Source organism: Nocardiopsis sp. FR4 (assembly GCF_009830945.1).
Taxonomy (GTDB): Bacteria; Actinomycetota; Actinomycetes; order Streptosporangiales; family Streptosporangiaceae; genus Nocardiopsis.
The window spans coordinates 34,057-57,217 of the sequence record NZ_VWVV01000038.1 but is presented as its reverse complement, the minus strand read 5'-3'; the positions used below and the strand labels follow the sequence as shown (position 1 = coordinate 57,217).

The window sequence follows — 23,161 nt, the reverse complement described above, 5'->3', positions numbered from 1 at the left end:
GGCACCGCCCGCCTTCTGTCCGCGAACCCGGGGCACATGCTTGGACCGGGCGCTGTGAACGAGCCGGTGACCGCCACCATGCCCGAAGCCGGACGGCACCTCGCCGACACCGTCGACCGGACCTCCGGCTGACAGGCCTTCGCCCCCGCGGGCCCAGGAGGAGGGAGGCGCACGGGGGCGAAGGGATTTGGGAGGAGGGCCTCAGCCCTTGACGGCGCCGATGATGACGCCCTTGGTGAAGTGCTTCTGCACCAGCGGGTAGATGAACGTGACCGGCACCAGCGCCACCACCACGATGGCCATCTGGATGGCCAGGTTGGGCGCCGACGCCGTCCCCTGGACCGCGTCGCCGATCACCGAGCTGGAACTGAGCTGCTGGCCCTGCTGCACGTACTGGCGCAGCACGAGCTGCAGCGGCCACTTGGCGTTGTCGTTGATGTAGAGGATCGCGTTGAAGAAGGCGTTCCAGTAGCCCACCGCGTAGAACAGGGCGATCACCGCCGTGACCCCCTTGGACATGGGCAGGACCAGCCGGGTCAGGATGGTCCACTCGCCGGCCCCGTCCACGCGGGCGCTGTCGCCGATCTCGCCGGGCAGGTTCATGAAGAACGCCCGCATCACCACCAGGTTGAACGCGTTCACCGCGGTGGGCAGGATCAGCGACCAGTAGCTGTCGATCAGTCCCACGTTGCTGACCAGCAGGTACAGCGGGATCATCCCGGGGGCGAAGAGGAAGGTCAGCAGCACCGCGAACAGCAGCGGCCGGTGCCACAGGGACCCCGGCTGGGACAGGCCGTAGGCGGCCAGGACCGTCGCGACCAGGCTGACCAGCGTCCCCACCGCCGTCACGCCCAGGCTGACCAGGACGGCCCGGGTCACCACGCCGCCGCCGAACAGGTCGGCGTAGGCCTGGAAGGAGATCCCCCGCGGGACCAGCACCAGGCCGCCCGCGCTGTTGACCGCGGAGGCGGGGGACAGGCTGGTCAGGATGACGACGTACAGCGGGAAGAGGATGACCAGCGCGATCGCGGCCAGCGTGGTGTTCTTGGCTGCGCGTGCGGGCAGGCTCGGTCGTTCCGCCCACACGGGGCGGTCCTTGAACAGTGTGCTCATGAGCGTCGGTAGATTCCGTTTTCGCCCATCTTGTGGGCCAGCTTGTTGGCGACCAGGATCAGGACCAGTCCGACCACGCCCTTGACCAGGCCCGCGACCGCTCCCGCACTGAAGTTCCCCGTCACCAGGGTCTGGTGGTAGATGAAGGTGTCCAGGACCTCCGACACGTTCGCCCCGAACGCGTCGCGCTGCAGGTAGAACTGCTCGAAGCCGACGTTGAGGATGTCACCGAGCTTGAGGATGAGCAGCAGGATGATCACCGGCCGCAGCCCCGGAAGGGTGATGTGCCACATGCGCCGCCACCGCCCGGCGCCGTCCACGGCCGCGGACTCGTAGAGGTTCTGGTTCACCGCGGCCAGCGCCGCGAGGAAGATGATGGTCCCCCACCCGGCGTCCTTCCACACCATCTGGGAGGTGACCACGAACAGGAACGCGTCCGGGTTGCTCATGATCTCCAGCGGCGCGTAGCCGTTCTGCCGAAGCATCTGCGAGAACAGCCCGGCCCCGCCCAGGATCTGCTGGAACAGGGTGACGACCAGGACCCAGGAGAAGAAGTGCGGCATGTACACGATGCTCTGGAGCACCAGACGCAGCCGGGGGGTCATCACGCTGTCCAACAGGATGGCCAGGGCGATGGGGATCGGGAAGAAGAACACCAGCTGGACGGCGGCGATGAGCAGGGTGTTGCCGACCGCGCTCCAGAAGCGCGGGTCGGTGAACAGCCGCTCGAACTGGGCCAGGCCCACCCACGGGCTGCCCAGCACGCCGTCCCAGGGGTTGTACTCCTGGAAGGCGATGATGTTGCCGAGCGTGGGCGTGTAGTGGAAGACCGCCAGCAGACCGATCGCCGGGAGCGTCATCAGCAGCAGCTGCCAGTCGCGGCGCAGCTTGGCCAGGAACGGGGGGCCGGACCCGGGGCGCCGGTCCCGCCGCGCGGAGCCGCCGGGGGGCCGTCCCCGGCCGCCGCGCCGACGGGACGCGGGGGCCGGGGACGGGGCCTGGGCGGTCTCCGTGCCGGGGGTCGTACCGGGGTGCGCCACCCCCGTGGTCCGTTCAGTCACGACCGTGCTCCTGGAGGACCTCCATGTAGAACTCGCGCCCCTGGTCCCCGCCGTCGCGGCGCCAGTCCGCGATGGCCTGGTCCAGGGCGCCGAGGTCCTCGCGGCCCCGGATGATGTCCTCGACCTTGTCGGTCATGGGCGTCTCGGCCCCGGAGAAGCGCTCCGGGCGCTGGATGCGGATGCCCGCGAAGGGGTCCTCCTCGGCGAACTGGGCGGCGTGGTTGTACCAGTCGCACTTCCACTGGACGAAGTCCGGGTACTGGCTCTCGGTGACCGCCTGGGGGCGCCCGCTGACGAAGTAGTAGCCGTCGTTGACCTCGGCGTGGCCCAGCTCGGTGAGCTCTGGGGCGCCGTCCGCGTTGAGCTCGTGGTGGACGCCCTCCTCGCCGTAGCGGTAGTCCATGTACTCCCGGGTGCCGAACGGGGCGGCGCAGAAGTTGATGAGGCCGAGGATCTCCTCGACCTGCTCGGGCTCCATCCCCCTGCGTACGAACACCGACTGCGCCGAGGGGTCGCCGCGGTGCATGACGGGGTCGTTGCCCCCGGCGCCGAAGACCGGCATCAGGTCCAGGCGGAAGTCGGGGTTGTCGCCGAGCACCCCCATGTAGGCCTCGTGCCAGGCGCCCAGGCCGTCCTGGTTGAACAGGATCTGGCCGGAGTTGAGCAGTTCCTTGGCGTTGTCGCCCTTGGCGACGATGTCCGGGTGGACGAGTCCGGCGTCGAAGACCTTGCGCATGTACTCGACGCTGGCCCTCCACTCGTCGGTCTCGAACATGTGGATGAGCTCGCCGCCCTCGTAGCGCCACTGCTTGGGCGCGCCGAAGATCTGCCGCATGCTGAGGTTGAAGTCGCCGAACGCCCAGCGGTTGTTGTCGGGGTCGTTGAGCTCCTCCCCGATCGCGAACAGCTCGTCGGGGCTGGTCGGCGGCTCGATGCCGTACTCCTCCAGCAGGTCGCGCCGGTACAGCACCCAGTTGCCGAAGGGCTCGGCGGGCCAGGGCACGCCCTGGAGCTTTCCGTTGAAGACGTTCCACCGCCAGGCGTCGCTGTCCAGGTTGGCCAGCATGGGGTAGGCGGCGGCCGCGTCCCCGGCCAGGTGGGGGGTCAGGTCCTCGAAGAGCTCGCCCACGGCCCGGTTGAACTGCGGGATCAGGTTGATGACCCAGTCCGGGAACATCGTGATGTCGGCGACGTCGCGCCCGGCCACCACCGCGTTCATCTTGTCGATGACCGTGTTGCCGTCCTGGAAGTTGAACTCGATCGTGGCGCCCAGGCGTCCGTTCACGTAGTCGAAGAAGGAGTTGTTGCCCAACCCCGGCGGAAGCGGGCTCCACAGGGGTGCCATCGCCGTGTACTCCCCGCCCCTGCCGGGGGTCTCCGGGACGGCCGTGATGAAGCTGTCGGGGTAGGAGGTGAACCCGTCCGGGGCGCCGTGCTGGCCCGGGATGTCGGGGGCGACGCCCTCGAAGGGGATGTGGGTGGGGATGAGGTCGTCCAGGGTGGTGGCCTCGGAGGCGGACCCGCCGCCGCCACCACCGCCCGTGGAGCCGCAGCTGGAGAGGGTGCCCGCGGTCAGCGCCGCCGCGGTGGAGGCGCCCATCAGTCCGAGGAAGCGCCGGCGGTCCACACGCGGGAGGCGGGCCGGGAGCGCCGGGTACAGGGGAAACGCCGAGCGTGGGGGCTTGGGAGGCATAGCTCGTTCCTTCGGTCGATCGGGCCGCGGCCCACGCGGCCCAGGGGGGTAGGAAACGAAGGGCCATTTTGCTATGAATTAGTTGGCCGTTTAGACAAACAAATTACTCCACTGTGATGTGGCACACAAGATCCTTCGGTATCGAAGTCGAAGCGGTTCGATTTCGAAGGACAATACCCCCGTACACGAGAGGCGGACACCCCCCATGAGCACCTCCTCGACCGTCCCGGCCCACCGGGACCCCGGCCTGCCGGACGAACGCCGCCTGGACGACCTGCTCGACCGCCTCACCACCGAGGAGAAGATCGGCCTGCTGCACCAGCACCAGGCCCCGGTCGAACGCCTCGGCCTCGGCCCCTTCACCACGGGAACCGAGGCGCTGCACGGGCTGGCCTGGCTCGGACCGGCCACCGTCTACCCCCAGGCCGTGGGCCTGGCCAGCACCTGGGACCCCGCACTGCTGCGCCGCGTGGGCCGGGCCACCGCCGACGAGGTGCTCGCGCGCCGGGACGCGGGGGCCGGACGCAACGTCTGGGCGCCCGTGGTCAACCCTCTGCGCGACCCCCGCTGGGGCCGCAACGAGGAGGGCTACTCCGAGGACGCCTGGCTGACCGGGCTCCTGGCCGCCGCCTACGCCCGGGGACTGGCCGGGGACGGCCCGCGCCTGCGCACCGCGCCCACGCTCAAGCACTTCCTCGCCTACAACAACGAGGCGGACCGCTGCCTCACCTCCAGCGACCTGCCGCCGCGGGTACTGCGCGAGTACGAGCTGGAGGCCTTCCTGCCCGCGCTGGCCGACGGGGCCGCCGTGGCCGTCATGCCCTCCTACAACCTGGTCAACGGGCGGCCCGCGCACGTGAGCCCGCTGATCGGCGACGTGCTGCGCGAGACCGCGCCCGACCACCTGCTCGTGGTCAGCGACGCCTACGCGCCCGGCAACCTCTTCGGCATGCAGGGCTTCCACCCCGACCCGCCCACCGCCTACGCGCACGCGATCCGGGCCGGTCTCGACAGCTTCACCCAGGACGACGACCGGCCCGAGGCCACCCTCGGGCACGTGGCCGAGGCGCTGCGGCGGGGGCTGCTCACCGAGGCCGACATCGACCGCGCCGCCCGGCGCGTGCTCTCGGTGCGGCTGCGCCTGGGCGAGTTCGACCCGGCCGGAACCGGCCCGACCGGGGCCGGCGTGGCCTGGACCGACGCGGCGGACCGCGACGAGGGGGCCTTCGACACCCCCGAGCACCGGGCGCTGGCCCGGGAGGCGGCCACCCGCTCCCTGGTCCTGCTGCGCAACGAGGGCGTGCTGCCCCTGCGCGACGTGCGCCGGGTCGCCGTGCTCGGCCAGCTCGGCGACACCCTGCTGGAGGACTGGTACAGCGGAACCCTGCCCTACTCCGTCACCGCGCGCGCCGGGATCGCCGAACGCGTGGAGACCGTGTTCTGCGAGGGCGTCGACCGCGTGCGCCTGGGATCGTCCGAACGCGGCGCGGTCGTCGACCCGGGCGGGGGCGCGCCGCTGCGCCTGGAGGGCGACCTGCTGCGCGCGGAGGGGGCCGACCACGGCGCCGAGGGCAGCGAATTCGACCTCCTGGACTGGGGCGGCGGGGCCCTCGCCCTGCGCTCGGTGGTCACGGGCCGCTACCTGGACGAGGGGCCGGAGGGCACCCTGGCCAGCACCGCGCCCGGCCCCGGCACCTGGGAGGTGCGCCAGACCTTCCGCAGGCAGCCCGTGGGCGGGGGCGAGTACTTCGCACTGGTGCAGGTCCACACCGGCCGCTACGTGGGGACCGGCGCGGACGGCACCACCCTCGCCCTCGTCGAGGGGGCCGACCGCGCCGTGCGCCTCGCCGCCCACGGCCTGGGCACGGGCGCCGCCGAGGCCGCCCGCGTGGCCGCCACCGCCGACGTCGCGGTGGTCGTCCTGGGCGACCACCCCATGGTCAACGGCCGCGAGACCGAGGACCGGACCGACCTGGACCTGCCCGAGGCCCAGGAGCGCGTGCTGCGCGCCGTGCGCGAGGCCAACCCGGCCACGGTCCTGGTGCTCAGCAGCGGCTACCCGTTCGGGATCACCTGGGCCGACGAGCACGTTCCCGCGATCCTGTGGTCGGCCCACGGCGGCCAGGAGTACGGCCACGCTCTGGCCGACGTGCTGTTCGGCGACGCCGAGCCCGCCGGACGGCTGACCCAGACCTGGTACCGGTCCGCCGACGACCTGCCCGGCATGCTCGACTACGACATCATCGGCGCACGCGGCACCTACCTCTACTTCGAGGGGGAGCCGCTCTACCCGTTCGGCCACGGCCTCGGCTACACGCGGGTGGAGTACGCGGCCCCGACCGTCGGCGTCGACGCCGACCGCGTCACCGTCAGGGTCATGGTCGCCAACACCGGGACCCGGCCCGCCGAGGAGGTCGTGCAGGTCTACACCCGCCAACTGGCCTCGCGCGTGCGCACCCCGCTGCGCGCGCTGCGCGGGTTCGCCCGGGTGCGGGTGGAACCGGGAGACAGCGCCGTGGCGGAGGTGACCTTCCCCGTGGACCGGCTCGCCCTGTGGGACACCACCCGGGACCGCTTCGTGGTGGAGGCGGCGCCGCGCGAGGTGCTCGTCGGGCGTTCGGCCGCCGACATCCGGGCCACCGCCGCCCTGGAGGTGCCCGGAGAGGTCATCCCGCCCCGCGACGCGTTCACCGCGTGGTCGGCCGCGGGCTACGACGAGGCGCGGGGTACCGCGCTGTGCCCGCTCGCCCCGGAACGGGGCGACGCGGTGCGTTCGCGGGAGGCGGGGGCGTGGGCGGCCTTCCGCGACGTCGACCTCGGCGACGGGGTCGCCGGGTGCCGCCTGACGGTGAACGCCGAGCACGCCGGCGCGGTCCGGTTGCGCCTGGACGACCCCGCGGACGGGCCGACCGTCGCGGTCGTCGGCGTCCCGGCGGGCAGGGACGGCTACGACTTCACCGAGGTGGCCGCGGCCGTGGAACCGGGGCGGGGCGCGGAGGGGGTCCGCGACCTCTACCTGGTCTTCGACGGTCCGGGTACCGCGGTCGCGTCCCTGGTCCTGACGCGGCGCTGACGGGGGCCGCCGAGCCCGGGTCGCGCGGCGGGAGCGCCGCGCCGGACCCGGGCCGGGCGGGCTCAGACCGGATCGGGGGCGGCGGACGCCCGGGGCCCGGGCAGGGGCAGCAGCCCGGCGTCGAGCGAGTGGATGAGCGAGGTGGCCCCGCCCCGGGCCGCCGCGCTCAGCCCCAGGGACGACAGCTCCACCCGGCAGCCCCCCGCCCGGGGCGCGAACGCGCTCGCCACCGCCTCCGCCCGGCAGTTCGGCAGCAGCCACGGGCCCATCGGCACGAAGTAGCCGCCCAGCACCACCAGGCCCGGGTTGGTGACGTTGATGAGGACGGCCAGCCCCCGGCCCAGCCAGGTGCCGGCGCGCTCCAGCGCGCCCACGGCCGTGGCGTCGCCGTTCTCGGCGCGCTCCGCCGCCGTCTCCACCAACGCGGCGATGTCGCTGCCCGACAGCGGACGGTCCGGAACCCGGTCGGGGACCGCCTCGCGCAGGATCGCCCCGATCCCGGCCAGCGCCTCCAGACAGCCCCGCCGCCCGCACGCGCACTCCGGCCCGTCCGGGAGCAGCGGCAGGTGGCCCACCTCCCCGGCGAAGCCGCTGGCCCCGCGCAGGGGCTCCCCGTCCGCGAGCAGGCCCGCGCCGATGCCCACCTCACCGGTCAGGTAGGCCAGGTCGGCCGTGCCCGCGAACGAGCCCACCCGGTACTCGGCCACCGCCCCCAGGTTGGCGTCGTTGTCCACCCGCACCGGGACGCCCTCCGCCCCGGCCGCGCCCAGCAGCTCCGACAGCCGCTCGCGCAACGGGACGTCCCGCCAGCCGAGGTTGGGGGCGTGCGTCACCACCCCGGAGGGCGCGTCGATGAGCGCCGGAACCGCCACGCTCACGCCCACCACGGTGCGCCCGCTGAGCGCGGGGTCCGCCAGCACGTCGCCCAGCGTGTGCGCGATGCGCAGGACCGACTCCTCGGCCCCGGCCGTGCGCGCGTCGAAGGGGACGTGGCGGCTGAGGAGTTCGCGCTGCAGCAGGTCCACGGCGACCACCGACAGGTAGTCCACGTTGACCTCCAGCCCGACCGCCGCGATCGAGGAGTCGTCCAGGGCCAGCAGCACCCCCGGGCGGCCCACGCGCTGCCGGGCGTTGCGGCCCGTCTCGCGGACCAGCCCGCGCGCCATGAGGTCGGAGACCAGGCTGGAGACCGTGGTCTTGTTCAGCCCGGTGGCCGAGGCGACCGCCGCCCGCGAGCAGGGGGCCAGTTCGCGGACGGTGCGCAGGACGACCCCCAGGTTCGTCTCGCGGACCGTCTGGAAGTTCACCGTTCCCGAACCGACCGTCACCTGGTTCCCCCTCCTCGGCGGCGCGCCGAGCCGTGTTCCGGCCGGTCGCTTCCCGCCCGGCCGTGCCCGGGGCGGTCCCCGGGCCCCGTCCGGTGCCGTGCCCGGATCGTACCGGGGAGTCCGCGTGCACGGCGGCCGCGCGTGTGCCGGGGAGGGCACCGCACCGGCGGAACGACGCGCCCGCGCGAAAAGCGCTTGCGCCCTCCCCCCGCCTCTGGTCTGATCCGGCACATGGTGCCTGCCGACGTCTTCCGCGACCAGCCCGTACTGTCCGGTCCGAGGGTCCGCCTCGAACCGCTCGACGCCGTCACCGGCGAGTACTTCGTCGAACCCCTGCTCAACATGGACGCCGAGGTGCGCAGGCTCACCGGCACCCACCGCCGGTTCACCGAGGAGGAGCTGCGCCGGTGGGCCGCCACGCGCCCGGACCACCACGACCGGGCCGACTGGGTGGTCTTCGCGGAGGGGGAGGGCGCCGTCGGCGAGTGCGCCCTGATCGACCTGGACCCCGACAACGCCAGCGCGGGCTACCGGATCGCGCTCTACGAACTGTCCGTCACGGGCAGGGGCTACGGCACCGAGGCCACCGACCTGGTCCTGGAGTACGCCTTCACCGTGGCCGGGCTGCACCGGGTGGGCCTGGAGGTGTTCGCGTTCAACACCCGCGCGCAGAGGTCCTACGCCCGCTCCGGGTTCGTGCGGGAGGGGGTGTGGCGTCAGTCCCTGCGCTGGGACGGGGAGTGGCACGACGCGGTGCTGATGTCGATCCTGGCCGAGGAGTACGCCGCACTGCGCGCCGGATGAGCCCCGGTCCGCCCGCGGGGAGCGTTAGTCTCGGTGCCATGCCCGTTCCTGACTTCCTCCTCGCGCTGCGTCAGCACGTCGGCCACGGACTCCTGCCCCTGGTGGGCGTGACGGCGGTCGTGATCGGTGGGCAAGGCGAGGTCCTGCTGCACCGGCGGGCCGACGACGGCCGCTGGTGCACGCCCGGCGGCATCCTGGAGCCGGAGGAGCAGCCCGCCCGGGCCGTGGTCCGGGAGGTCCGCGAGGAGACCGGCCTGGAGGTGGAGGTGCAGCGGCTCGCCAGCGTGGTCGCCCAGGAGCCCTTCACGTACCCCAACGGCGACCGGGTGCAGATGCTCGACCTGGCCTTCCGCTGCCGCCCGGTGGGCGGGGCCCCCGACGCCAGCGGCGACGAGACCCTGGACGTGGGCTGGTTCGCCCCGGACGCCCTGCCGGAGATGCCCCAGCGCGTCCTCGACCGCATCGCCTGCGCGCGCGACGAACGGCCGGAGCCCTACTTCGTCCTCTGACCCCGCCGGTCGTACGAGGTCCCCGCGGCGCCGACACGCCGTCGCGGGTCCGCCCCACGGCGCCTCACACACCCGTAGGTTGTTCGTTGACCGCCGACACGCGGGGTCGGACCGCGCGGACAGACTTGACGGGATCGAACTGGTGTTCGATAGGATTTTCGAGTGAGTCTCCTCAACGAACAGATCGACGTCCGTTCCACCGAGGGCGGTCACCCCGTGCGCTTCGCCTGGCGCGGCCGGATGTTCCGGGTGCGCAGAGTGATCGGCGACTGGCCCGCGCGCCCGGAGGCGCCCGGGGCCCCGGCCACCCAGGTGCACATGCTCCGAGTCTCGGCCGAGTCCGACGCGGGGGAGCCCAGCATCATCGACATCACCCGCGACACCGAGTCCGACAGCTGGACCATGCGCCGTCAGTGGAACTGACCCTCGCGTCCCCGGGGGGACGACCCCCGGGGACCCACCGGAGGGTTCCTCAGAGGAACACCCGGCCGCGGCGGGTGCGGTCGCGCAGGGCGGCCATCCGGCGGGTGTTGCCCGGGCGCCGGACCAGCAGGTGGTACAGCAGCAGGGAGCAGCCCCGGTCGGTGCGGGAGCGGTCGGCCATCTCTCCCATGTTCACCCGGGTGTACAGGCGCCCGCCCCCGGCCGGGATCCGTGCGGCGTGCGCTCCCTCGGGGACGTGCGCGTAGGCGTGGTTGTCCGCGGTGTACTCCATGGTCCGCGACAGCGCCGACCCCAGGCCGGGCACCAGCTCCGCGCCCAGGGTCGCGGTCCGACGCCAGAAGCCGGTGTGCCCGGCGGCCACGTGGCCCAGCTGGTGCGCGACCAGGAAGGCCGCCGCCTCCGGGTCCCGGATCCTGCCGCCGGAGTCGAACAGCTCCTCCGACAGGACCAGGTAGCGGCGCAGCCCGTGCCCGGCGGCGTCCGCCGTCCGGGGCCGCACCCGCACGTAGGCCTCCGGTGTGCGGCGCAGCCCCATGCGGGCGGCCAGTGACACCACGAGCCGGTGCGCCTCGGGGAACTGGGTGGGGGAGATCTTCACCGACTCGGCCCGAAGCCGGGCGTACAGCAGGCCCCGCGTCTTCCAGCACGCGGCGGGGACCAGGGCCAGGGCGGTCGACCAGCCCCAGGACCCGGCCAGCGACCACAGCGCGTGGACAGCGGCTCCGGCCACCAGCAGGGTCACGGCCACGCACACGGTCAGCAGCGGGACCTCCCACGGATGCGGGGCCGCGGGGACGACCTCCTCGTCGGGGTCGAGTTCGCTCAGGGGTTCCGGCACGGCGCGGACGGGCGCGCCGTGGACGGCGCTCCCCCGCGGCGGCGTCGCGTGGGTCATGGCTGCCTCCCCTCCGGGCTGCGGAACAGCGGGGGATGACTACTTCCTGTGATCGAATATTACTTTCCGCTGCCCTGCGTATAGGGTTACTCGTCGGCGTGTCTGCCTCAGCCGGGCTGTTCGTAGCGGCGCAGCTCCTCCGCCAGGGCGTCGAGGAACCGGTCCACCTGCGCCGGGTCGTATCCCGGCCGCGCGCGGGTGGTGGAGAACTGGACCCGTTCCACCTCGGCGGCGGTGAGGGTCGCCCGGTCCGGGCGACCCTGCTGGAGCGCCTCCAGGGTGAACTCCGCGCGGTCCAGGAAGTCGTCGACCTCCTGCTCGTTGTAGCCGGTGGTCAGCCGGGTGGTGGCGAACTGCTGCTCGCGGACGTCCCGCGGGGTCAGGTCGGGGCGGTGCGTCGGCCTGCGCGGAGCGGCCGTGTCGGGCAGCGGCGGCGTCCGCCGTCCCCCGGCGCGGCCCAGCCCGCGCCCGGCCAGGTCGGCGACCACGAGGTCCAGGAAGTCGTCCACCTCCTCCTCGCGGTAACCCGGGCTCAGCCTCGTGGTGCGGAACCGCGAGTTGCGCACCTCGTCAGCGGTGATGAGGGGGCCGGTACGCGGGCCTCCCTCCAGGGCGACGAGCGTCGCCTCGATCCGGTCGAGGAGCGCGTCCACGTCCTCCTCGTTGTAGCCCGGGCGCAGACGCACCGTGTGGAACTTCTTCTCGCGGATGTCCGCCGGTGTCAGAGGCATGGTCCCCATTGTGCAGTTGACGAGGTTCGCCGGGCGGTTATCCGCGTGTTTCGCGTGCTTCGGCCGCGTCGGCTAGTTCCGAAAGGAAACCGTCGACCTGGCCGCGGTGATAACCGCGCAGGACGACGTCGAAGCCGGGGGAGGTCATGGACGCATTATGCCTACGGGAGGGCGGCCCCCGCCATAGTCGCGGAGCCGTGTGGCCGGGTACGGCCGTTTCTGGGCTCCTATTCGCGCATGAGGTAGGCGGCCACGCCGCGGGCGATGGCGTCGGCGGCCTGCTCCCGCCACCCGGGGTCCTCCAGGAGGGCGGCGTCCTGGGGGTTGCGCATGTTGCCCGCCTCCAGGAACACCTTGGGCACGGTGGACAGGTTCAGCCCGCCCAGGTCGGTGCGCTCGTCCAGCCCCTCGTCGGCGAGGTAGTCGGCGTAGGGGACGCCGCTGCCCACGAGGTACTCGCGGCGGATGTCCTCGGCGAGCAGCCGTGAGGGCTCCACGATGTCCTCGGTGAAGCCGCTGACCTCCCCGGGCGTGATCACGTGGAAGCCGCGACCGGTCTCCGGGCCGCCGTCGGCGTGCACGGACAGGGCCGCGTCCGCCCGGTGCTCGTTGCCGATCGCCGCGCGCTCGTCGATGCACGGCCCCACGCCCTCGTCGTCCTCGCGGGTGAGGATGACGGTGGCCCCGTCGGCCTCCAGCCTCTCCTTGACCAGCAGGGACAGGTCCCAGTTGAACTCGTGCTCGGTGTACCCGCTCGCGGTCTCGGCGCCGACGGTGTCACAGGCCTTCTCGCGGGGACCCGCGGGGACCAGGGCGTTGATCCGGTCGGGGGCCTCGGCGTTGCCGCCGTTGTGGCCGGGGTCGATCACCACCACCCGGGCACCGAGGGGGCCCTCGCCCGCGGGGGCGTCGCGGTCGGACTCCGCGCCGCCGGGGGGCCGGGAGGTCCCGGAGCCGTCCTCGGGGCCGGGGAGCGGGAGCGCCGACGTGGGGTCGGCGGAGGGGGAGGCCCCGGAGGGCGCCGAGCAGGCCGTGAGGAGGAGGGCCGAGGCGAGGAGGAGGACGCGGCCCACCGGTGCGGAGACGGACATGCCCACAACCTAGCCGCTGCGGCCGTCCGGACCGTACGCCGGATATTCCTCTGGTGAGACGCGCTTCTTTAAGAAGACGCTCCATGCGGCGTTCGGTTTACAGGATCCGAAAAAATTTTTGGGATCGAAAGGACGTCGTTGCCCAGGATGACAGAAGGGGCTCTTGTTATTTCTTCGTTACCGTTATGGGTAACTTTTGCCTTTCGTCCGATGTAAGGTTCTAGTCAGGAAATGGGAAGTGATTCCGACTCGGTCCCGCAAGACCGCTCCGTTCTGCGGTCGCGACTGGGTCTTCCCCGTTTTCACAGGCAGTCGGGCCTCTGCGCGCCGCTGCCGTCCCCCATCCGACCCTGGTTCGTGTTCCGCGTCCCCGGACTTCCCCGCAGTCGGCGGAGGTGCGCGTATCCAGGACAGCCCGACGAGATCTCGGGCTGTAGCGATCCGAATGAGGATTGACTTGAAGAACACTCGCGTTACCGCGCGTCGCGTTCTGCAGGGTGGCGCCGCTTTCGCCGCCCTGGGCGCGCTCAGCATCGCCGGCGCCCTTCCCGCGGCCGCTGACACCGAGGTCGTGGGCTGGGCCTACGCCGACGTCGCGGGCGGGTACGGCGCCGCCGCGACCTACATCACCCCGCAGGGTGAGGAGTCCTCCGACTCCAACGGCGGCTCCTTCTCGATCGACAGCTACTTCAGCGTCGACGCCTCCACCTCGGCCTCGGTGTCCGCCAGCGGCTCCACCGCCACGACCACGGTCAACAGCGCCCGCCTGGTGCTCACCGCCGCCGACGTCGAGGAGATCCTCGACGAGATCGACGACGAGGACGACGAGGAGCCGTCGGAGGAGCCCTCCGACGAGGACGAGGAGCCCACCGAGGAGCCCTCCGAGGGTGACGAGGTCGAGTCCGAGACCCCCGCCGACGACGAGGGTGAGGGCGACGACGAGTCCGAGGCCCCCGCTGAGGACGAGGTCGAGTCCGAGGCCCCCGCCGACCCCGAGGCTCCCGTGGAGACCCCCGCCGAGGGTGGGAGCGAGCCCGAGGCCACCGAGTCCCCCGAGGTCACCACGCTGAGCGAGGAGGACACCGAGCTGACCTCCGGCGGCGACGAGATCGTCCTCGACGCCACGATCAGCGGTGCCAGCGTCACCACCAGCCAGAGCTGGGGCGGTGAGGTCTCGCACTCCTACGAGGCCGGCAGCGTCTCCTACGCGGTGAACGAGCTCGACGCCAAGTTCGAGGTCTACTCCGAGGAGGGCGTCCACGGCGACGACGCCGAGGGTTACGACTGGAACGACGCCTACACCTCCCTGCTCGTGGATGTCGACATTCCCGAGTTCTTCACCGGTGGCTACGTGCTGGGCGTGACCTACGCCAGCACCGGCACCGCGGAGACCGGCTCCGGTGACAACGGCGGTGACAACGGCGGCGACACCCAGAACCCGCCGAGCCGCCCCACCGAGAACCTGCCCAAGCCGGAGGCCAAGCCGACCGAGGCCCTGGCCCAGACCGGTAGCCCGATCGCCGGCCTGATCGCCGCCGGTGCCGCGATCGCCGCTGGCGGTGGCGCCGCCGCGTACTTCGCGCGCCGCAAGAAGAACACCGCTGAGGCCGCCGAGACCAGCGAGGGCTAAGCCCAAGGCTTCGGTCGATCCGGCCCCGGGGACCTGGTCCCCGGGGCCGTTTTCCGTTGTCCCGGTCGTGCGGAACTCGTCGCCGACGTCCTCCGTTGATTGAGGCGTATATGTCGGTAGATCACTGTACGAGAGATGGTTTCCGTTTTGTGATCCAAAGGTTAGGCTCGCTGTAGCGGCTCCTCCACTCGCCGTACGACAGATCCCTTCCCGGGGCGGGAAGGCCCCGCATCCGCCCCGCACACCGCGACCGGCCCTCCGCGGCCCGGCCCGGGCATCCCCCGATACAACAGGAGTGTTGTGGTGTCTCCCGCCAAGCTGACCGCACGCCGCCTCCTCGGCGGCGGCGCCCTGTTCGCCGCTCTCGGAGCGCTCGGCCTCGTGTCCGCGCTCCCCGCCGCCGCGGACCAGCTGGTGTGGGGCAACGCCCAGGCCTGGGTGAGCAGCTCGGACGCGGTCGCCGGGTACTCCACCGCCACCGGTTTCGGCGGCCGGACCGAGAGCAGTGCCACCTCCGAGGACCGTTACGGACCCCTGGCCGACTACCTGGAGGTCGACGGCGAGAGCCACACCGTGGTCGACGGCGCGGGCGCCCGGTCCGCCTCCCTCGTGCGGAGCGCGACCTTCCGGATGGACGTCTCCGACCTCGCCGCCCACGGCATCATCGAGGTGCCCCCGGAGGCGGAGGCCGCCTCGCCGTCGCCGTCCCCCGAGGAGCCGGAGGAGACCTCCGAGGAGGAGGTCGCCGAGCGGGAGCCGGGCAGCCTCCGTGAGGAGCCCTCCCCGGCGGGCCGTGAGCCCCTCCAGGCGGACGAACAGCCCTCCGGCGACAGCGACCCCGAGGAGTCCCCGAGCGCGGAGGCGCCGGGCGACGTCCCTCTGCGCGAACCGAACCTGCCCCTTCCCACCGCGAACGACGAGGTGTTCACCCTCGACGAGTCCACCTCCGGTCTGGTCGCCGCCGACGCCAACGCGGTGGAGTTCACCCTCGCCGACGTGACCAGTACGGCCAGCGCCGGGTACGCGGGCGAGACCGGGGCGACCTTCGCCCACGGCGGGCTGAGCGCCTTCGGGGTCGATCTGGGCCCGTTGCGGCCCGGTGGTGACGGGGTCGTCGTCCGCGATCTTCTGGAGGTGTTCGACGCGGAGGGCGACGTGGTCTCGGAGGTACCGGTCAGCGTCACCTTCGCGGTCGGTGAGAACACCTTCGGAGACCAGGACCCGGACTGGGAGGGCCAGGGCGTGCGCAGCTGGCTGAGCGTGCGGGTCCAGATCGGCGAGACGGACTTCTCCATGGGCTTCGCCGACTCGTGGGCGCTCGCCTCCACCTACGCCTCGACCGCCTCGCCCGTGCCGGGGGACAAGGGAGAGGGGAGCCCCGAGGAGGCCTCCGGCTGGAACGGCCGCCTGGCGACCACGGGCGGCTCGCTCGCCGCGCTGGTCACCGCCGCCCTGGTGGCGGTCGGCGGCGGTTCGGCCGCGACCTTCCTGGCCCGCAAGCGCACCACCGCCCTGGACGACCAGATCGGCGACTGCTAGTACTGCAACGACAGGTTGCGATGTGGTGGTCGCGCACGGTAGGCAACCGTGTGTGGCCATCACCGATCCCGAGACCTGGTCGCGGTCCTTCTCCGAGTTCACCGCGTCCTTCGCGCGCCGCTTCCCCCGCGTGGAGCCCCGCCGCCAGGCCGCCTCCCGCCTGCGCGGACTCCTCAGCGAGCTCGAGCGTGAGAACGGGTGGACCCTGGCCGAGATGTGCGGTGAACGGGCCCTGAACGCCTCCAGCGCCTGGCCGAGCTCGAACGCGAGAACCGCTCCAGGTCCGGGTACGCCTACCTGCACAACGCCGTGAACGACCGCTCTCGGCTGGCCGCACCACTACGTTCACCACCGGTTCCGCGCCACGACCGGCGGTCCTCAGCCTCCCGTGTTCCCAACTTCCCAGGTCAGTACGGCTAGCGCAGAGTAGCGACCGCCCGTCCGGATGGTGGCCGGACGGGCGCGCTCACCCGGGTTCCGGGTGGCCGGAAGGGCGACTTCCGGACCCGGGCACACGGAAGGCGGGCCCCCTCCTCGGAAGACCCGCCCTCGACCTGGTTGTCGGCCTTGCCCCGTCAGCGGCCGGAGCCCGTCCGGCCGTTCCCCCCGGAACCGGCGCAGACCGGGGAGATCACTCCGTACGCTGGCTGGGGATTCCGGCCAGCAGGGCGCGGACCTCTGTCTCGCGGTAGCGGCGGTGGCCGCCCAAGGTGCGGATCGAGGTCAGCTTGCCCGCCTTGGCCCAGCGTGTCACGGTCTTGGGGTCCACGCGGAACATGGTGGCAACCTCGGCGGGGGTCAACAGGGGCTCCGCCTCGGGCGTGCGAGTTGACATGTGTACGGCCTCTCCTCCTGGATCTGTGTGCCGATCCTTGAGCCTTAATCCTGGCACTTGGCCCGGATGTCCAATATTCCCTCTAGGTCTATATTGGCATCACCCGAGGTGATTGTACGGCCACTCCAAGCAACTTTGCGTGTGGGAGGCCGAAGAAAGCCGCCCGTGGCCGCGTCACGCTAAGTGATTCTAGCGACACGTTTAGTGGCATGTGGCGTATTCGGTCAAAACTTCGTCCTCCGGCCTTGTTTTTCTCGATGCGGAGCGCCCGAAGTGCTACGGGTGGCTGACCGAAACCCGGTGCCACACCGTGGGGGCGGGGTCCTCGGGGTCCTGGCCGACCGGTCGGGGAGGGCGGGGGCGGGCGGGGTCCGCTCGCTCGGACTGGGGGGCCGTGCCGCGCGGAATGCCCGCGCGGCAAGGGTTTTGTGGTTACTCTCGGTGCACTGCGTGATCGAACGACTACAGTCTACGCCGACCCCCAACGGGCGTTATGCCCAGTTTCGCGACTCTTGATGTCGTGCGCGGACGACGTCCGGGCTCGCACCGTTGTCACGTGCGCAAAGTTCTCCGGAGGTGGCCGAGAAACCTGGTGTACCAGGTTGGCCGACGGCGTGGCGCACACGGTTCCAGGTCATCAGGAGACGACACGGCAGGGGGGAGTGTCTACGAAAACCTGGAGATACCGTAACTGTCAGTTGGCGTGCTCCAGGGCTCGAACCGACTTCCAGCGTCGCGTCAGCCTCTCCCGCAACTCCAGCACACGCTCCGCCTCACCCTTCTCCAGGGCCTCGACCGCACCGGACACCTCGGCCACCGAGTGGTCCTCGCTCAGGTGGTCGTCGCTGAGCAGGTGCGGCAGGCCCCCGTAGTCGAGTTCCAGGAGCGAGCCCGGGTGCGCGGTCAGGGAGAGCCAGTCCAGCAGGTTCTCGGTCGAGGTCGCCACCCCGCTCCCGCCCACGTGCTCCCTCAGGACCGCCAGGGTGTGCTCCAGCCGCCGCACGGCCAGGGAGGTGCGGGTCAGGTACAGCAGGGTCCGGGTGGAGCCCGCCGAGAGCACCAGGCAGCGTTCCTGGGCCTCGAAGGGCACGAACCAGGGGATCGGGACGGTCCAGTTGCTCGACAGTATCCCCGTCCGGACCAGCGCGCCGGAGTCGCGCCACTCCCGGTAGTCCTCCTGGACGCGCTCGGCCTCCGGCGGGGGGACGAAGGCCGCGCCCACCGCCGCCGGCATCGCCTCGGTGAACTCGGTGAAGGCCCGCCACGAGCGCAGACGGGTCTGCCACGGGCAGACGTAGAGGCGCTCGTTCACCCGCCGCAGGTAGGCGTTGCGGCTCTCCTCCACCGGTGCCGCCCTCGGGGGCGTCGCCACCAGCCGCCCGAGGCTCTCGGCGTGCTCGGCCGCCAGAGCGTTGATCCGCCGGGGGCGGTCCCGGGAGGTCGCGTACTCCTCCCAGTAGCCGCGGTCGCGCGGGGAGAACGCGTGGATCGGCTGGTAGACGCGGAGATAGGCGGTGTAGGGCAGCACGAGGGAATCGTGGCACATATCGTTGCCTGTGGCACTCACCGCGCCGAACCCCTGGTGGGCGGCCGGTTTCGCGCGCGCACCACATCCGTCACACCCGGGTGGCGTAGGCACGACGGGGGCCGACCAGGTACGGTTGTATGTGTACGTAAGCTGACGCCTGTCGTCAGTCGCGTTTGACGGCCGTCAGCCCGTGAGTGCGGGTTAGTTAAGTGATCTGGGGTTCGTCGGAACCCAATCGTTGAGGGGGTCGAGCCAATGGGGCGCGGCCGAGCCAAGGCCAAGCAGCAGAAGGTCGCCCGGAAGCTCAAGTACAGCTCCGGCGGGACCGACCTTGATCGGCTGCGGTCGGAGCTGGGTGTCGCTGAGGACGAGAGGCCTGGACCGTCGGGTCCGGACAACGCCTACGCGGATCCTCATGACGACCTGGTCGACCGTTACGCGGATCTTGCCGACAAGTACTCGGACCCCGACAGGTAGCACGCGTCGGCCGAGACTTTCAGGTCGCTCGGACAACAACCGCTGACCTGTGGCGGTCACGGCTCTCCCGCCCGGAAGCCGTAGCGGACAGGTGGATATAGCCGGTGCGAACCACCCTGGTGGTTCGCACCGGCTATGTTCGCGTCCGTTCACGCGCCCTGGTACTCCCCGGACAGCACCGCCTGCCCGGAACCCGCCGTCACCGTGCCCAGCCGCCAGGCCGGGACACCGCGGTCGGCCAGGACCTCCAGCGCGCGTTCGGCGTCCTGCGCCGCGACGACCGCCGCCATGCCCACACCCATGTTGAACGTGGCCTCCATGTCCTCCCGGCTCACGCCGCCCCTGGCGGCGAGGTAGCCGAACACGGGGGCGGGCGCCCAGGTGGAGCGGTCCAGCTCCGCGCCCAGGTGGTCGGGCAGGGACCGGGACAGGTTCGCCGCCAGGCCGCCGCCGGTGATGTGCGCGTAGGCGTGCACCTCGACCGCGCCGGTCAGGGCCACGCAGTCCTTGGCGTACACGCGGGTCGGGGTGAGCAGGATTTCACCCAGGACGCCGCCGAGCTCCGGGACGTGCGCGGACAGGTCCAGCCCGGCCCGCTCCACGATGTGCCGCACGAGCGAGTAGCCGTTGGAGTGCGGGCCCGAGGACCCCATGGCGATCACCGCGTCGCCCTCGCGGACCCGGTCCTGGCCCAGGATGGCGTCGCCCTCGACCACGCCGGTGCCCGCGCCGGCCAGGTCGTACTCGTCGGGCTCCATGGCCCCCGGGTGCTCGGCGGTCTCCCCCCCGATCAGCGCGCACCCCGCCTGGTGGCAGCCCTCGGCGATGCCGCCGACGATCTCGGCGATGCGCTCGGGGACCACCGCGCCGCAGGCGACGTAGTCGGTCATGAACAGGGGCTCGGCGCCGCTGACCACGAGGTCGTCGACGACCATGGCCACCAGGTCGATGCCGATCGTGTCGTGCTTGTCCATCTGCTGGGCGAGCAGCACCTTGGTGCCGACGCCGTCGGTGGAGGTCGCCAGGACCGGGTCCTTGTACCTGCTCGTGTCGAGCCGGAACAGGCCGGCGAATCCGCTGGCGTCGGTGACCTGCTCGGGCCTGCGGGTACGCGCCACGTGGCGCTTCATCAGGTCGACGGCGCGCTCACCGGCGGCGATGTCGACGCCCGCTGCCGCGTACGCGCCCGTCGCGCCTGTGCTGTCGGCTGCCACGCGAGTTCTCCTCGTGCTGTGTTGCGGTGGTGGTGCGTCCGGCCCTCCCAGGGCACGGCGCAGCCGCCGGAGGGGCCCGTCGAGCCCGGGGCGGCGGTTACTTCTCGCTGGTGGCCAGGGTCGATCCCTCGGGGGTTCCGCAGGCCTTCTCCAGCAGGTACTTGCCCCGGGAGTCGGCGTCCACCTCGATCGGGTACACCCCGTCGAAGCAGGCCCGGCAGAGGTCGTTCTTGGGCACCTCGGTCGCGGCGACCAGCTCGTCGAGGTCCACGTAGGCCAGGGAGTCGGCGTCCACCGACGCGGCGATCTCGTCCACGCTCAGGTTCGCGGCGATGAGCTCGGCGCGGGTGGCGAAGTCGATGCCGTAGTAGCAGGGCCACAGCACGGGCGGGCTGGAGATGCGCACGTGCACCTCGGCGGCGCCCGCGTCACGCAGCATCCGCACCAGGGCCCGCTGGGTGTTGCCGCGCACGATCGAGTCGTCCACGACCACCAGGCGGCGGCCCCGGATGACCTCGCGCAGCGGGTTGAGCTTGAGCCGGATGCCCAGTTGGCGCAGGGTCTGGCTGGGCTGGATGAAGGTGCGGCCCACGTAGGAGTTCTTCACCAGGCCCTGGGCGAAGGGAATGCCGCTGGCCTCGGCGTACCCCACCGCGGCGGGGGTCCCGGACTCGGGCACCGGGATGACCAGGTCGGCCTCCACCGGGTGCTCCCTGGCCAGACGGCGGCCCACCTCCACGCGGGTGGAGTTGACGTTGCGGCCGGCGATGGTGGTGTCGGGCCGGGCGAGGTAGACGTACTCGAACAGGCAGCCCTTGCGCTGGGCGGGCGCGAAGCGGCGGGAGCGGACCCCGCGCTCGTCGATGGTGAGCAGCTCGCCCGGCTCGATCTCGCGGACCACGGTGGCGCCCACGATGTCCAGGGCGGCGGTCTCACTGGCGACCACCCATCCGCCCGCGCCGGAGGTCTCGCCCAGGCGGCCCAGCACGAACGGCCGGATGCCCTGCGGGTCGCGCGCCGCGTACAGGGTGTTCTCGTCCATGAACACCAGGGAGAAGGCGCCCCTGACCTGCGGGAGCAGCGCGGCGGCCGCGTCCTCCACGGAGCTGCCGCTCCTGGCCCGGTCGGCCAGCAGGTTCGTGAGGACCTCGGTGTCCGTGGTGGCGCCGCGCCGGGTGTCGGGCAGCATCGCCGCCAGTTCCGGGGTGTTGATGAGATTGCCGTTGTGGCCGAGCGCCAGACCCCCCTCGCGCGCCGTGTAGAAGGTCGGCTGCGCGTTCTCCCACACCGGGGAACCGGTCGTGGAGTAGCGGCAGTGGCCGATCGCCAGGTGGCCGCGCAGGGAGTCCAGGGTCGCCTCGTTGAAGACCTGGGAGACGAGTCCCATGTCCTTGTAGACGACGATCCGCTCTCCGTCGCTCAGCGCGATGCCGGCGGACTCCTGTCCGCGGTGCTGCAGGGCGTAGAGACCGAAATAGGTGAGCTTGCTGACTTCTTCGCCGGGTGCCCAGACCCCGAAGACGCCACAGGCGTCCTGCGGGCCGCGTTCGAGCGGATCGAGGTCCATGGAGAGCCGGCCGTCGGAGTACGACACACCCACAGCTTAGTGCCTGGACACAGGCGCGGCACCACCCGGGGGAGGTACCGGCCACAGGGGCAGGTGTCCGGACAGGTCGGAGCGGGCGCCGCTGGCGCGCACGAGGTGTCCGGACACCGCCTCCGCCCAGGGGATCCGGCCGGTGGCCAGACGCAGCCAGGTGAGGGGATCGGTCTCCACCACGCCCGGCGGTGTGCCCCGGGTGTGCCGCGGACCCTCCACGGCCTGCACGGCGCCGTGCGGAGGCACGCGCACCTCCAGGCTGCGCCCCGGGGCCCGGTCGGCGAGCACCGCCAGGCTGCCCCGCACGGCCGCCTTGACCGCCGCGCGCAGGGGCTCCTCGGCGCGCAGGACCGCTTCGGCGCAGGCGGCCACCGCGGCCTCGTCGTCTCCGGTGAAGGGGGCCTCTCCCAGCGCGGAGAGCTGTGCGTCCAGGGACTCGCGCAGACGCCGCACGGCGCTCGCGCTCAGGGTGGAAGGCATGGGGAAAGCCTACGGCTCCGGAGCCGGGACTCGCGGTGGCATCGAATCAGTGAATGAGAGAGGTACTTGCCATGTCTGGCGGATGGCTCGAAGGTGGACATCGGGCAACAGCGATGGCGCTGTCCGCCGGTCTCCGCTCAATTGGGTGATTCCTGTCTCATCGCAACGCTGGTCAGCGCGGGCGGGACACGGTAGCGTCCCGAACCGTCCCGGTGTTGTCGAGATTGAGAGGATTGCGATGGACCCCGTACCCCAGGGAGTTCCGCGCGGTGACACCGACAGATGAATAAGGGGTGACTAAGTCCGTGCCCGCCCGTCCGCACCGGCGCCGGGCCCGCTGCCCTGACCGGCCGCACCGGACCAGACGGTCCGCCCGCTTAACATCCACAAGGAACATCACCGCACCATCGGGAGAACGACGTGCGCCTGCGCTTGCGCCCGCGTGATGACAGTTACTACGAGATGTTCACCGACTCGGCGAACAACCTGGTCATCGCGGCCCGCCTGCTGGTGGAGCTGATGAGCGACGGGGCTGATCGCGAAGCCATCACCGAGAAGATGCGTGCCTGCGAGCACGCGGGCGATGACGCCACCCACGCGATCATGCGTCGGCTCAACAAGAGCTCGGCGACCCCCATTAACCGCGAGGACATCTACCGACTGGCCTCGAACCTGGACGACGTCATGGACTCCATGGAGGCCGCCGTCGACCTGATCGGCCTCTACGCCCTGGAGCGCCTCCCCAAGGGGATCATCGACCAGATCGAGGTACTGGAGCGCGCGGCCGAGCTGACCGCCGAGGCCATGCCCCGCCTTCGCACGCTGGAGGACCTGACCCGGTACTGGATCGAGATCAACCAATTGGAGAACCAGGCCGACCGCATCTACCGCAAGCTCCTCGCCCACCTGTTCAGCGGCGAGTACGACGCCCTGACCGTCCTCAAGCTCAAGGACGTCATCGAGGAGCTGGAGGCCGCCGCGGACGCGTTCGAGCACGTCGCGAACACGGTGGAGACCATCGTCGTCAAGAACGGCTGAGCCTTCCCCCGCCCCCTCCGAGCACTCCTTCCCGCCGGGACCAGCGGCGGGTGGTGGCACGCCCCCGCCCGCCGAGGA

At 71.7% G+C, this 23,161-nt stretch carries 22 protein-coding genes; 9 read left to right on the top strand and 13 right to left on the bottom strand.

Going from position 1 to position 23,161, the window contains the following annotated elements:
- Nucleotides 1-201: 201 nt before the first annotated feature.
- From FYW95_RS25405 to FYW95_RS25395, 3 genes are read right to left on the bottom strand one after another with little or no spacing between them, the layout of a single operon-like run.
- A complete protein-coding gene (locus tag FYW95_RS25405; protein ID WP_159944194.1) occupies nt 202-1,113 on the bottom strand; it encodes a carbohydrate ABC transporter permease in 912 nt (303 codons plus the stop codon).
- Nucleotides 1,110-2,174: an ABC transporter permease gene (locus FYW95_RS25400; protein ID WP_370462419.1), complete on the bottom strand. Its 1,065-nt coding sequence runs from the start codon at nt 2,172-2,174 to the stop codon at nt 1,110-1,112. Before FYW95_RS25400 ends, FYW95_RS25405 begins: the two co-directional genes overlap by 4 nt.
- Complete coding sequence (locus FYW95_RS25395; protein ID WP_160050919.1) at nt 2,167-3,867, bottom strand: extracellular solute-binding protein; 1,701 nt, start codon at nt 3,865-3,867, stop codon at nt 2,167-2,169. The genes FYW95_RS25400 and FYW95_RS25395 overlap by 8 nt, the downstream gene beginning before the upstream one ends.
- Before the next feature lie 205 nt (nt 3,868-4,072).
- On the opposite strand from FYW95_RS25395, the gene FYW95_RS25390 reads away from it, so the two are divergent.
- Complete coding sequence (locus tag FYW95_RS25390) at nt 4,073-6,940, top strand: glycoside hydrolase family 3 C-terminal domain-containing protein (protein ID WP_159944196.1); 2,868 nt, start codon at nt 4,073-4,075, stop codon at nt 6,938-6,940.
- A gap of 62 nt (nt 6,941-7,002) precedes the next feature.
- On the opposite strand, the gene FYW95_RS25385 is transcribed toward FYW95_RS25390, so the two are convergent.
- Complete coding sequence (locus FYW95_RS25385; protein ID WP_159944197.1) at nt 7,003-8,268, bottom strand: ROK family transcriptional regulator; 1,266 nt, start codon at nt 8,266-8,268, stop codon at nt 7,003-7,005.
- Nucleotides 8,269-8,499: 231 nt separating this feature from the next.
- Here FYW95_RS25385 and FYW95_RS25380 point away from each other — a divergent pair, with 231 nt between their 5' ends.
- The 3 genes from FYW95_RS25380 to FYW95_RS25370 all read left to right on the top strand — a co-directional run bounded on the left by FYW95_RS25380 (nt 8,500) and on the right by FYW95_RS25370 (nt 10,004).
- The gene (locus FYW95_RS25380; protein ID WP_201295036.1) at nt 8,500-9,072 is read left to right on the top strand and encodes a GNAT family N-acetyltransferase; all 573 of its coding nucleotides are present in this window, start codon (nt 8,500-8,502) and stop codon (nt 9,070-9,072) included.
- Nucleotides 9,073-9,110: 38 nt separating this feature from the next.
- A complete protein-coding gene (locus tag FYW95_RS25375; protein ID WP_159944198.1) occupies nt 9,111-9,581 on the top strand; it encodes an NUDIX hydrolase in 471 nt (156 codons plus the stop codon).
- Nucleotides 9,582-9,743: 162 nt separating this feature from the next.
- On the top strand, nt 9,744-10,004 hold the full coding sequence (locus FYW95_RS25370) for a DUF6504 family protein (RefSeq protein ID WP_159944199.1): 261 nt from the start codon (nt 9,744-9,746) through the stop codon (nt 10,002-10,004).
- 49 nt (nt 10,005-10,053) lie between these two features.
- On the opposite strand, the gene FYW95_RS25365 is transcribed toward FYW95_RS25370, so the two are convergent.
- The 4 genes from FYW95_RS25365 to FYW95_RS25350 form a co-directional block, all read right to left on the bottom strand.
- Nucleotides 10,054-10,920 (bottom strand): M48 family metallopeptidase, encoded by an 867-nt coding sequence (locus FYW95_RS25365; RefSeq protein ID WP_159944200.1) that lies wholly within the window; start codon nt 10,918-10,920, stop codon nt 10,054-10,056.
- A gap of 107 nt (nt 10,921-11,027) precedes the next feature.
- Nucleotides 11,028-11,660, bottom strand: coding sequence for a DivIVA domain-containing protein (locus tag FYW95_RS25360; RefSeq protein WP_159944201.1), 633 nt, complete (start codon nt 11,658-11,660; stop codon nt 11,028-11,030).
- Between the two features lie 28 nt (nt 11,661-11,688).
- Nucleotides 11,689-11,799: a DivIVA domain-containing protein gene (locus FYW95_RS29010; protein WP_159944202.1), complete on the bottom strand. Its 111-nt coding sequence runs from the start codon at nt 11,797-11,799 to the stop codon at nt 11,689-11,691.
- Between the two features lie 79 nt (nt 11,800-11,878).
- The gene (locus tag FYW95_RS25350; RefSeq protein ID WP_159944203.1) at nt 11,879-12,742 is read right to left on the bottom strand and encodes an N-acetylmuramoyl-L-alanine amidase; all 864 of its coding nucleotides are present in this window, start codon (nt 12,740-12,742) and stop codon (nt 11,879-11,881) included.
- A 457-nt stretch (nt 12,743-13,199) separates the two neighbouring features.
- Here FYW95_RS25350 and FYW95_RS25345 point away from each other — a divergent pair, with 457 nt between their 5' ends.
- The 3 genes from FYW95_RS25345 (at nt 13,200) to FYW95_RS25335 (ending at nt 16,224) form a co-directional block, all read left to right on the top strand.
- Nucleotides 13,200-14,372, top strand: coding sequence for an LPXTG cell wall anchor domain-containing protein (locus tag FYW95_RS25345; protein ID WP_159944204.1), 1,173 nt, complete (start codon nt 13,200-13,202; stop codon nt 14,370-14,372).
- Nucleotides 14,373-14,675: 303 nt separating this feature from the next.
- Nucleotides 14,676-15,911, top strand: coding sequence for a hypothetical protein (locus tag FYW95_RS25340; protein WP_236567945.1), 1,236 nt, complete (start codon nt 14,676-14,678; stop codon nt 15,909-15,911).
- Between the two features lie 52 nt (nt 15,912-15,963).
- Nucleotides 15,964-16,224 (top strand): hypothetical protein, encoded by a 261-nt coding sequence (locus FYW95_RS25335; RefSeq protein ID WP_370462420.1) that lies wholly within the window; start codon nt 15,964-15,966, stop codon nt 16,222-16,224.
- A 318-nt stretch (nt 16,225-16,542) separates the two neighbouring features.
- Here the strand turns inward: FYW95_RS25335 and bldC are convergent, their stop codons facing one another.
- Entirely contained in the window at nt 16,543-16,746 is a 204-nt protein-coding gene (gene bldC / locus FYW95_RS25330; RefSeq protein WP_013155387.1) for a developmental transcriptional regulator BldC, read from the bottom strand.
- A 694-nt stretch (nt 16,747-17,440) separates the two neighbouring features.
- Nucleotides 17,441-18,274 carry a DUF8083 family protein gene (locus FYW95_RS25325; RefSeq protein WP_236567946.1) on the bottom strand — a complete coding sequence of 278 codons (834 nt, stop codon included), beginning with the start codon at nt 18,272-18,274 and terminating at the stop codon, nt 17,441-17,443.
- Between the two features lie 255 nt (nt 18,275-18,529).
- Between FYW95_RS25325 and FYW95_RS25320 the strand changes: the two genes are divergently transcribed.
- The gene (locus FYW95_RS25320; protein ID WP_159944207.1) at nt 18,530-18,751 is read left to right on the top strand and encodes a DUF3073 domain-containing protein; all 222 of its coding nucleotides are present in this window, start codon (nt 18,530-18,532) and stop codon (nt 18,749-18,751) included.
- A 149-nt stretch (nt 18,752-18,900) separates the two neighbouring features.
- Here FYW95_RS25320 and purM read toward each other — a convergent pair whose 3' ends face one another.
- From purM to FYW95_RS25305, 3 genes are all read right to left on the bottom strand, one after another.
- Nucleotides 18,901-19,965: a phosphoribosylformylglycinamidine cyclo-ligase gene (gene purM / locus FYW95_RS25315; protein WP_159944208.1), complete on the bottom strand. Its 1,065-nt coding sequence runs from the start codon at nt 19,963-19,965 to the stop codon at nt 18,901-18,903.
- A gap of 97 nt (nt 19,966-20,062) precedes the next feature.
- Nucleotides 20,063-21,559: an amidophosphoribosyltransferase gene (gene purF / locus FYW95_RS25310; protein WP_159944209.1), complete on the bottom strand. Its 1,497-nt coding sequence runs from the start codon at nt 21,557-21,559 to the stop codon at nt 20,063-20,065.
- Nucleotides 21,560-21,568: 9 nt separating this feature from the next.
- Entirely contained in the window at nt 21,569-22,045 is a 477-nt protein-coding gene (locus tag FYW95_RS25305) for a sterol carrier family protein (protein WP_159944210.1), read from the bottom strand.
- 420 nt (nt 22,046-22,465) lie between these two features.
- Between FYW95_RS25305 and FYW95_RS25300 the strand changes: the two genes are divergently transcribed.
- Complete coding sequence (locus FYW95_RS25300; RefSeq protein WP_159944211.1) at nt 22,466-23,083, top strand: DUF47 domain-containing protein; 618 nt, start codon at nt 22,466-22,468, stop codon at nt 23,081-23,083.
- Nucleotides 23,084-23,161 lie beyond the last annotated feature (78 nt).

Excerpts from the sequence above, each read along its gene's own strand:
- FYW95_RS25395 (WP_160050919.1), bottom strand. The coding sequence starts at position 3,867 with ATGCCTCCCAAGCCCCCACGCTCGGCGTTTCCCCTGTACCCGGCGCTC.
- FYW95_RS25390 (WP_159944196.1), top strand. The coding sequence starts at position 4,073 with ATGAGCACCTCCTCGACCGTCCCGGCCCACCGGGACCCCGGCCTGCCG.
- FYW95_RS25405 (WP_159944194.1), bottom strand. The coding sequence starts at position 1,113 with ATGAGCACACTGTTCAAGGACCGCCCCGTGTGGGCGGAACGACCGAGC.
- FYW95_RS25365 (WP_159944200.1), bottom strand. The coding sequence starts at position 10,920 with ATGACCCACGCGACGCCGCCGCGGGGGAGCGCCGTCCACGGCGCGCCC.
- FYW95_RS25305 (WP_159944210.1), bottom strand. The coding sequence starts at position 22,045 with ATGCCTTCCACCCTGAGCGCGAGCGCCGTGCGGCGTCTGCGCGAGTCC.
- FYW95_RS25380 (WP_201295036.1), top strand. The coding sequence starts at position 8,500 with ATGGTGCCTGCCGACGTCTTCCGCGACCAGCCCGTACTGTCCGGTCCG.
- FYW95_RS25375 (WP_159944198.1), top strand. The coding sequence starts at position 9,111 with ATGCCCGTTCCTGACTTCCTCCTCGCGCTGCGTCAGCACGTCGGCCAC.
- FYW95_RS25320 (WP_159944207.1), top strand. The coding sequence starts at position 18,530 with ATGGGGCGCGGCCGAGCCAAGGCCAAGCAGCAGAAGGTCGCCCGGAAG.
- bldC (WP_013155387.1), bottom strand. The coding sequence starts at position 16,746 with ATGTCAACTCGCACGCCCGAGGCGGAGCCCCTGTTGACCCCCGCCGAG.
- FYW95_RS25360 (WP_159944201.1), bottom strand. The coding sequence starts at position 11,660 with ATGGGGACCATGCCTCTGACACCGGCGGACATCCGCGAGAAGAAGTTC.
- FYW95_RS25350 (WP_159944203.1), bottom strand. The coding sequence starts at position 12,742 with ATGTCCGTCTCCGCACCGGTGGGCCGCGTCCTCCTCCTCGCCTCGGCC.
- FYW95_RS29010 (WP_159944202.1), bottom strand. The coding sequence starts at position 11,799 with ATGACCTCCCCCGGCTTCGACGTCGTCCTGCGCGGTTATCACCGCGGC.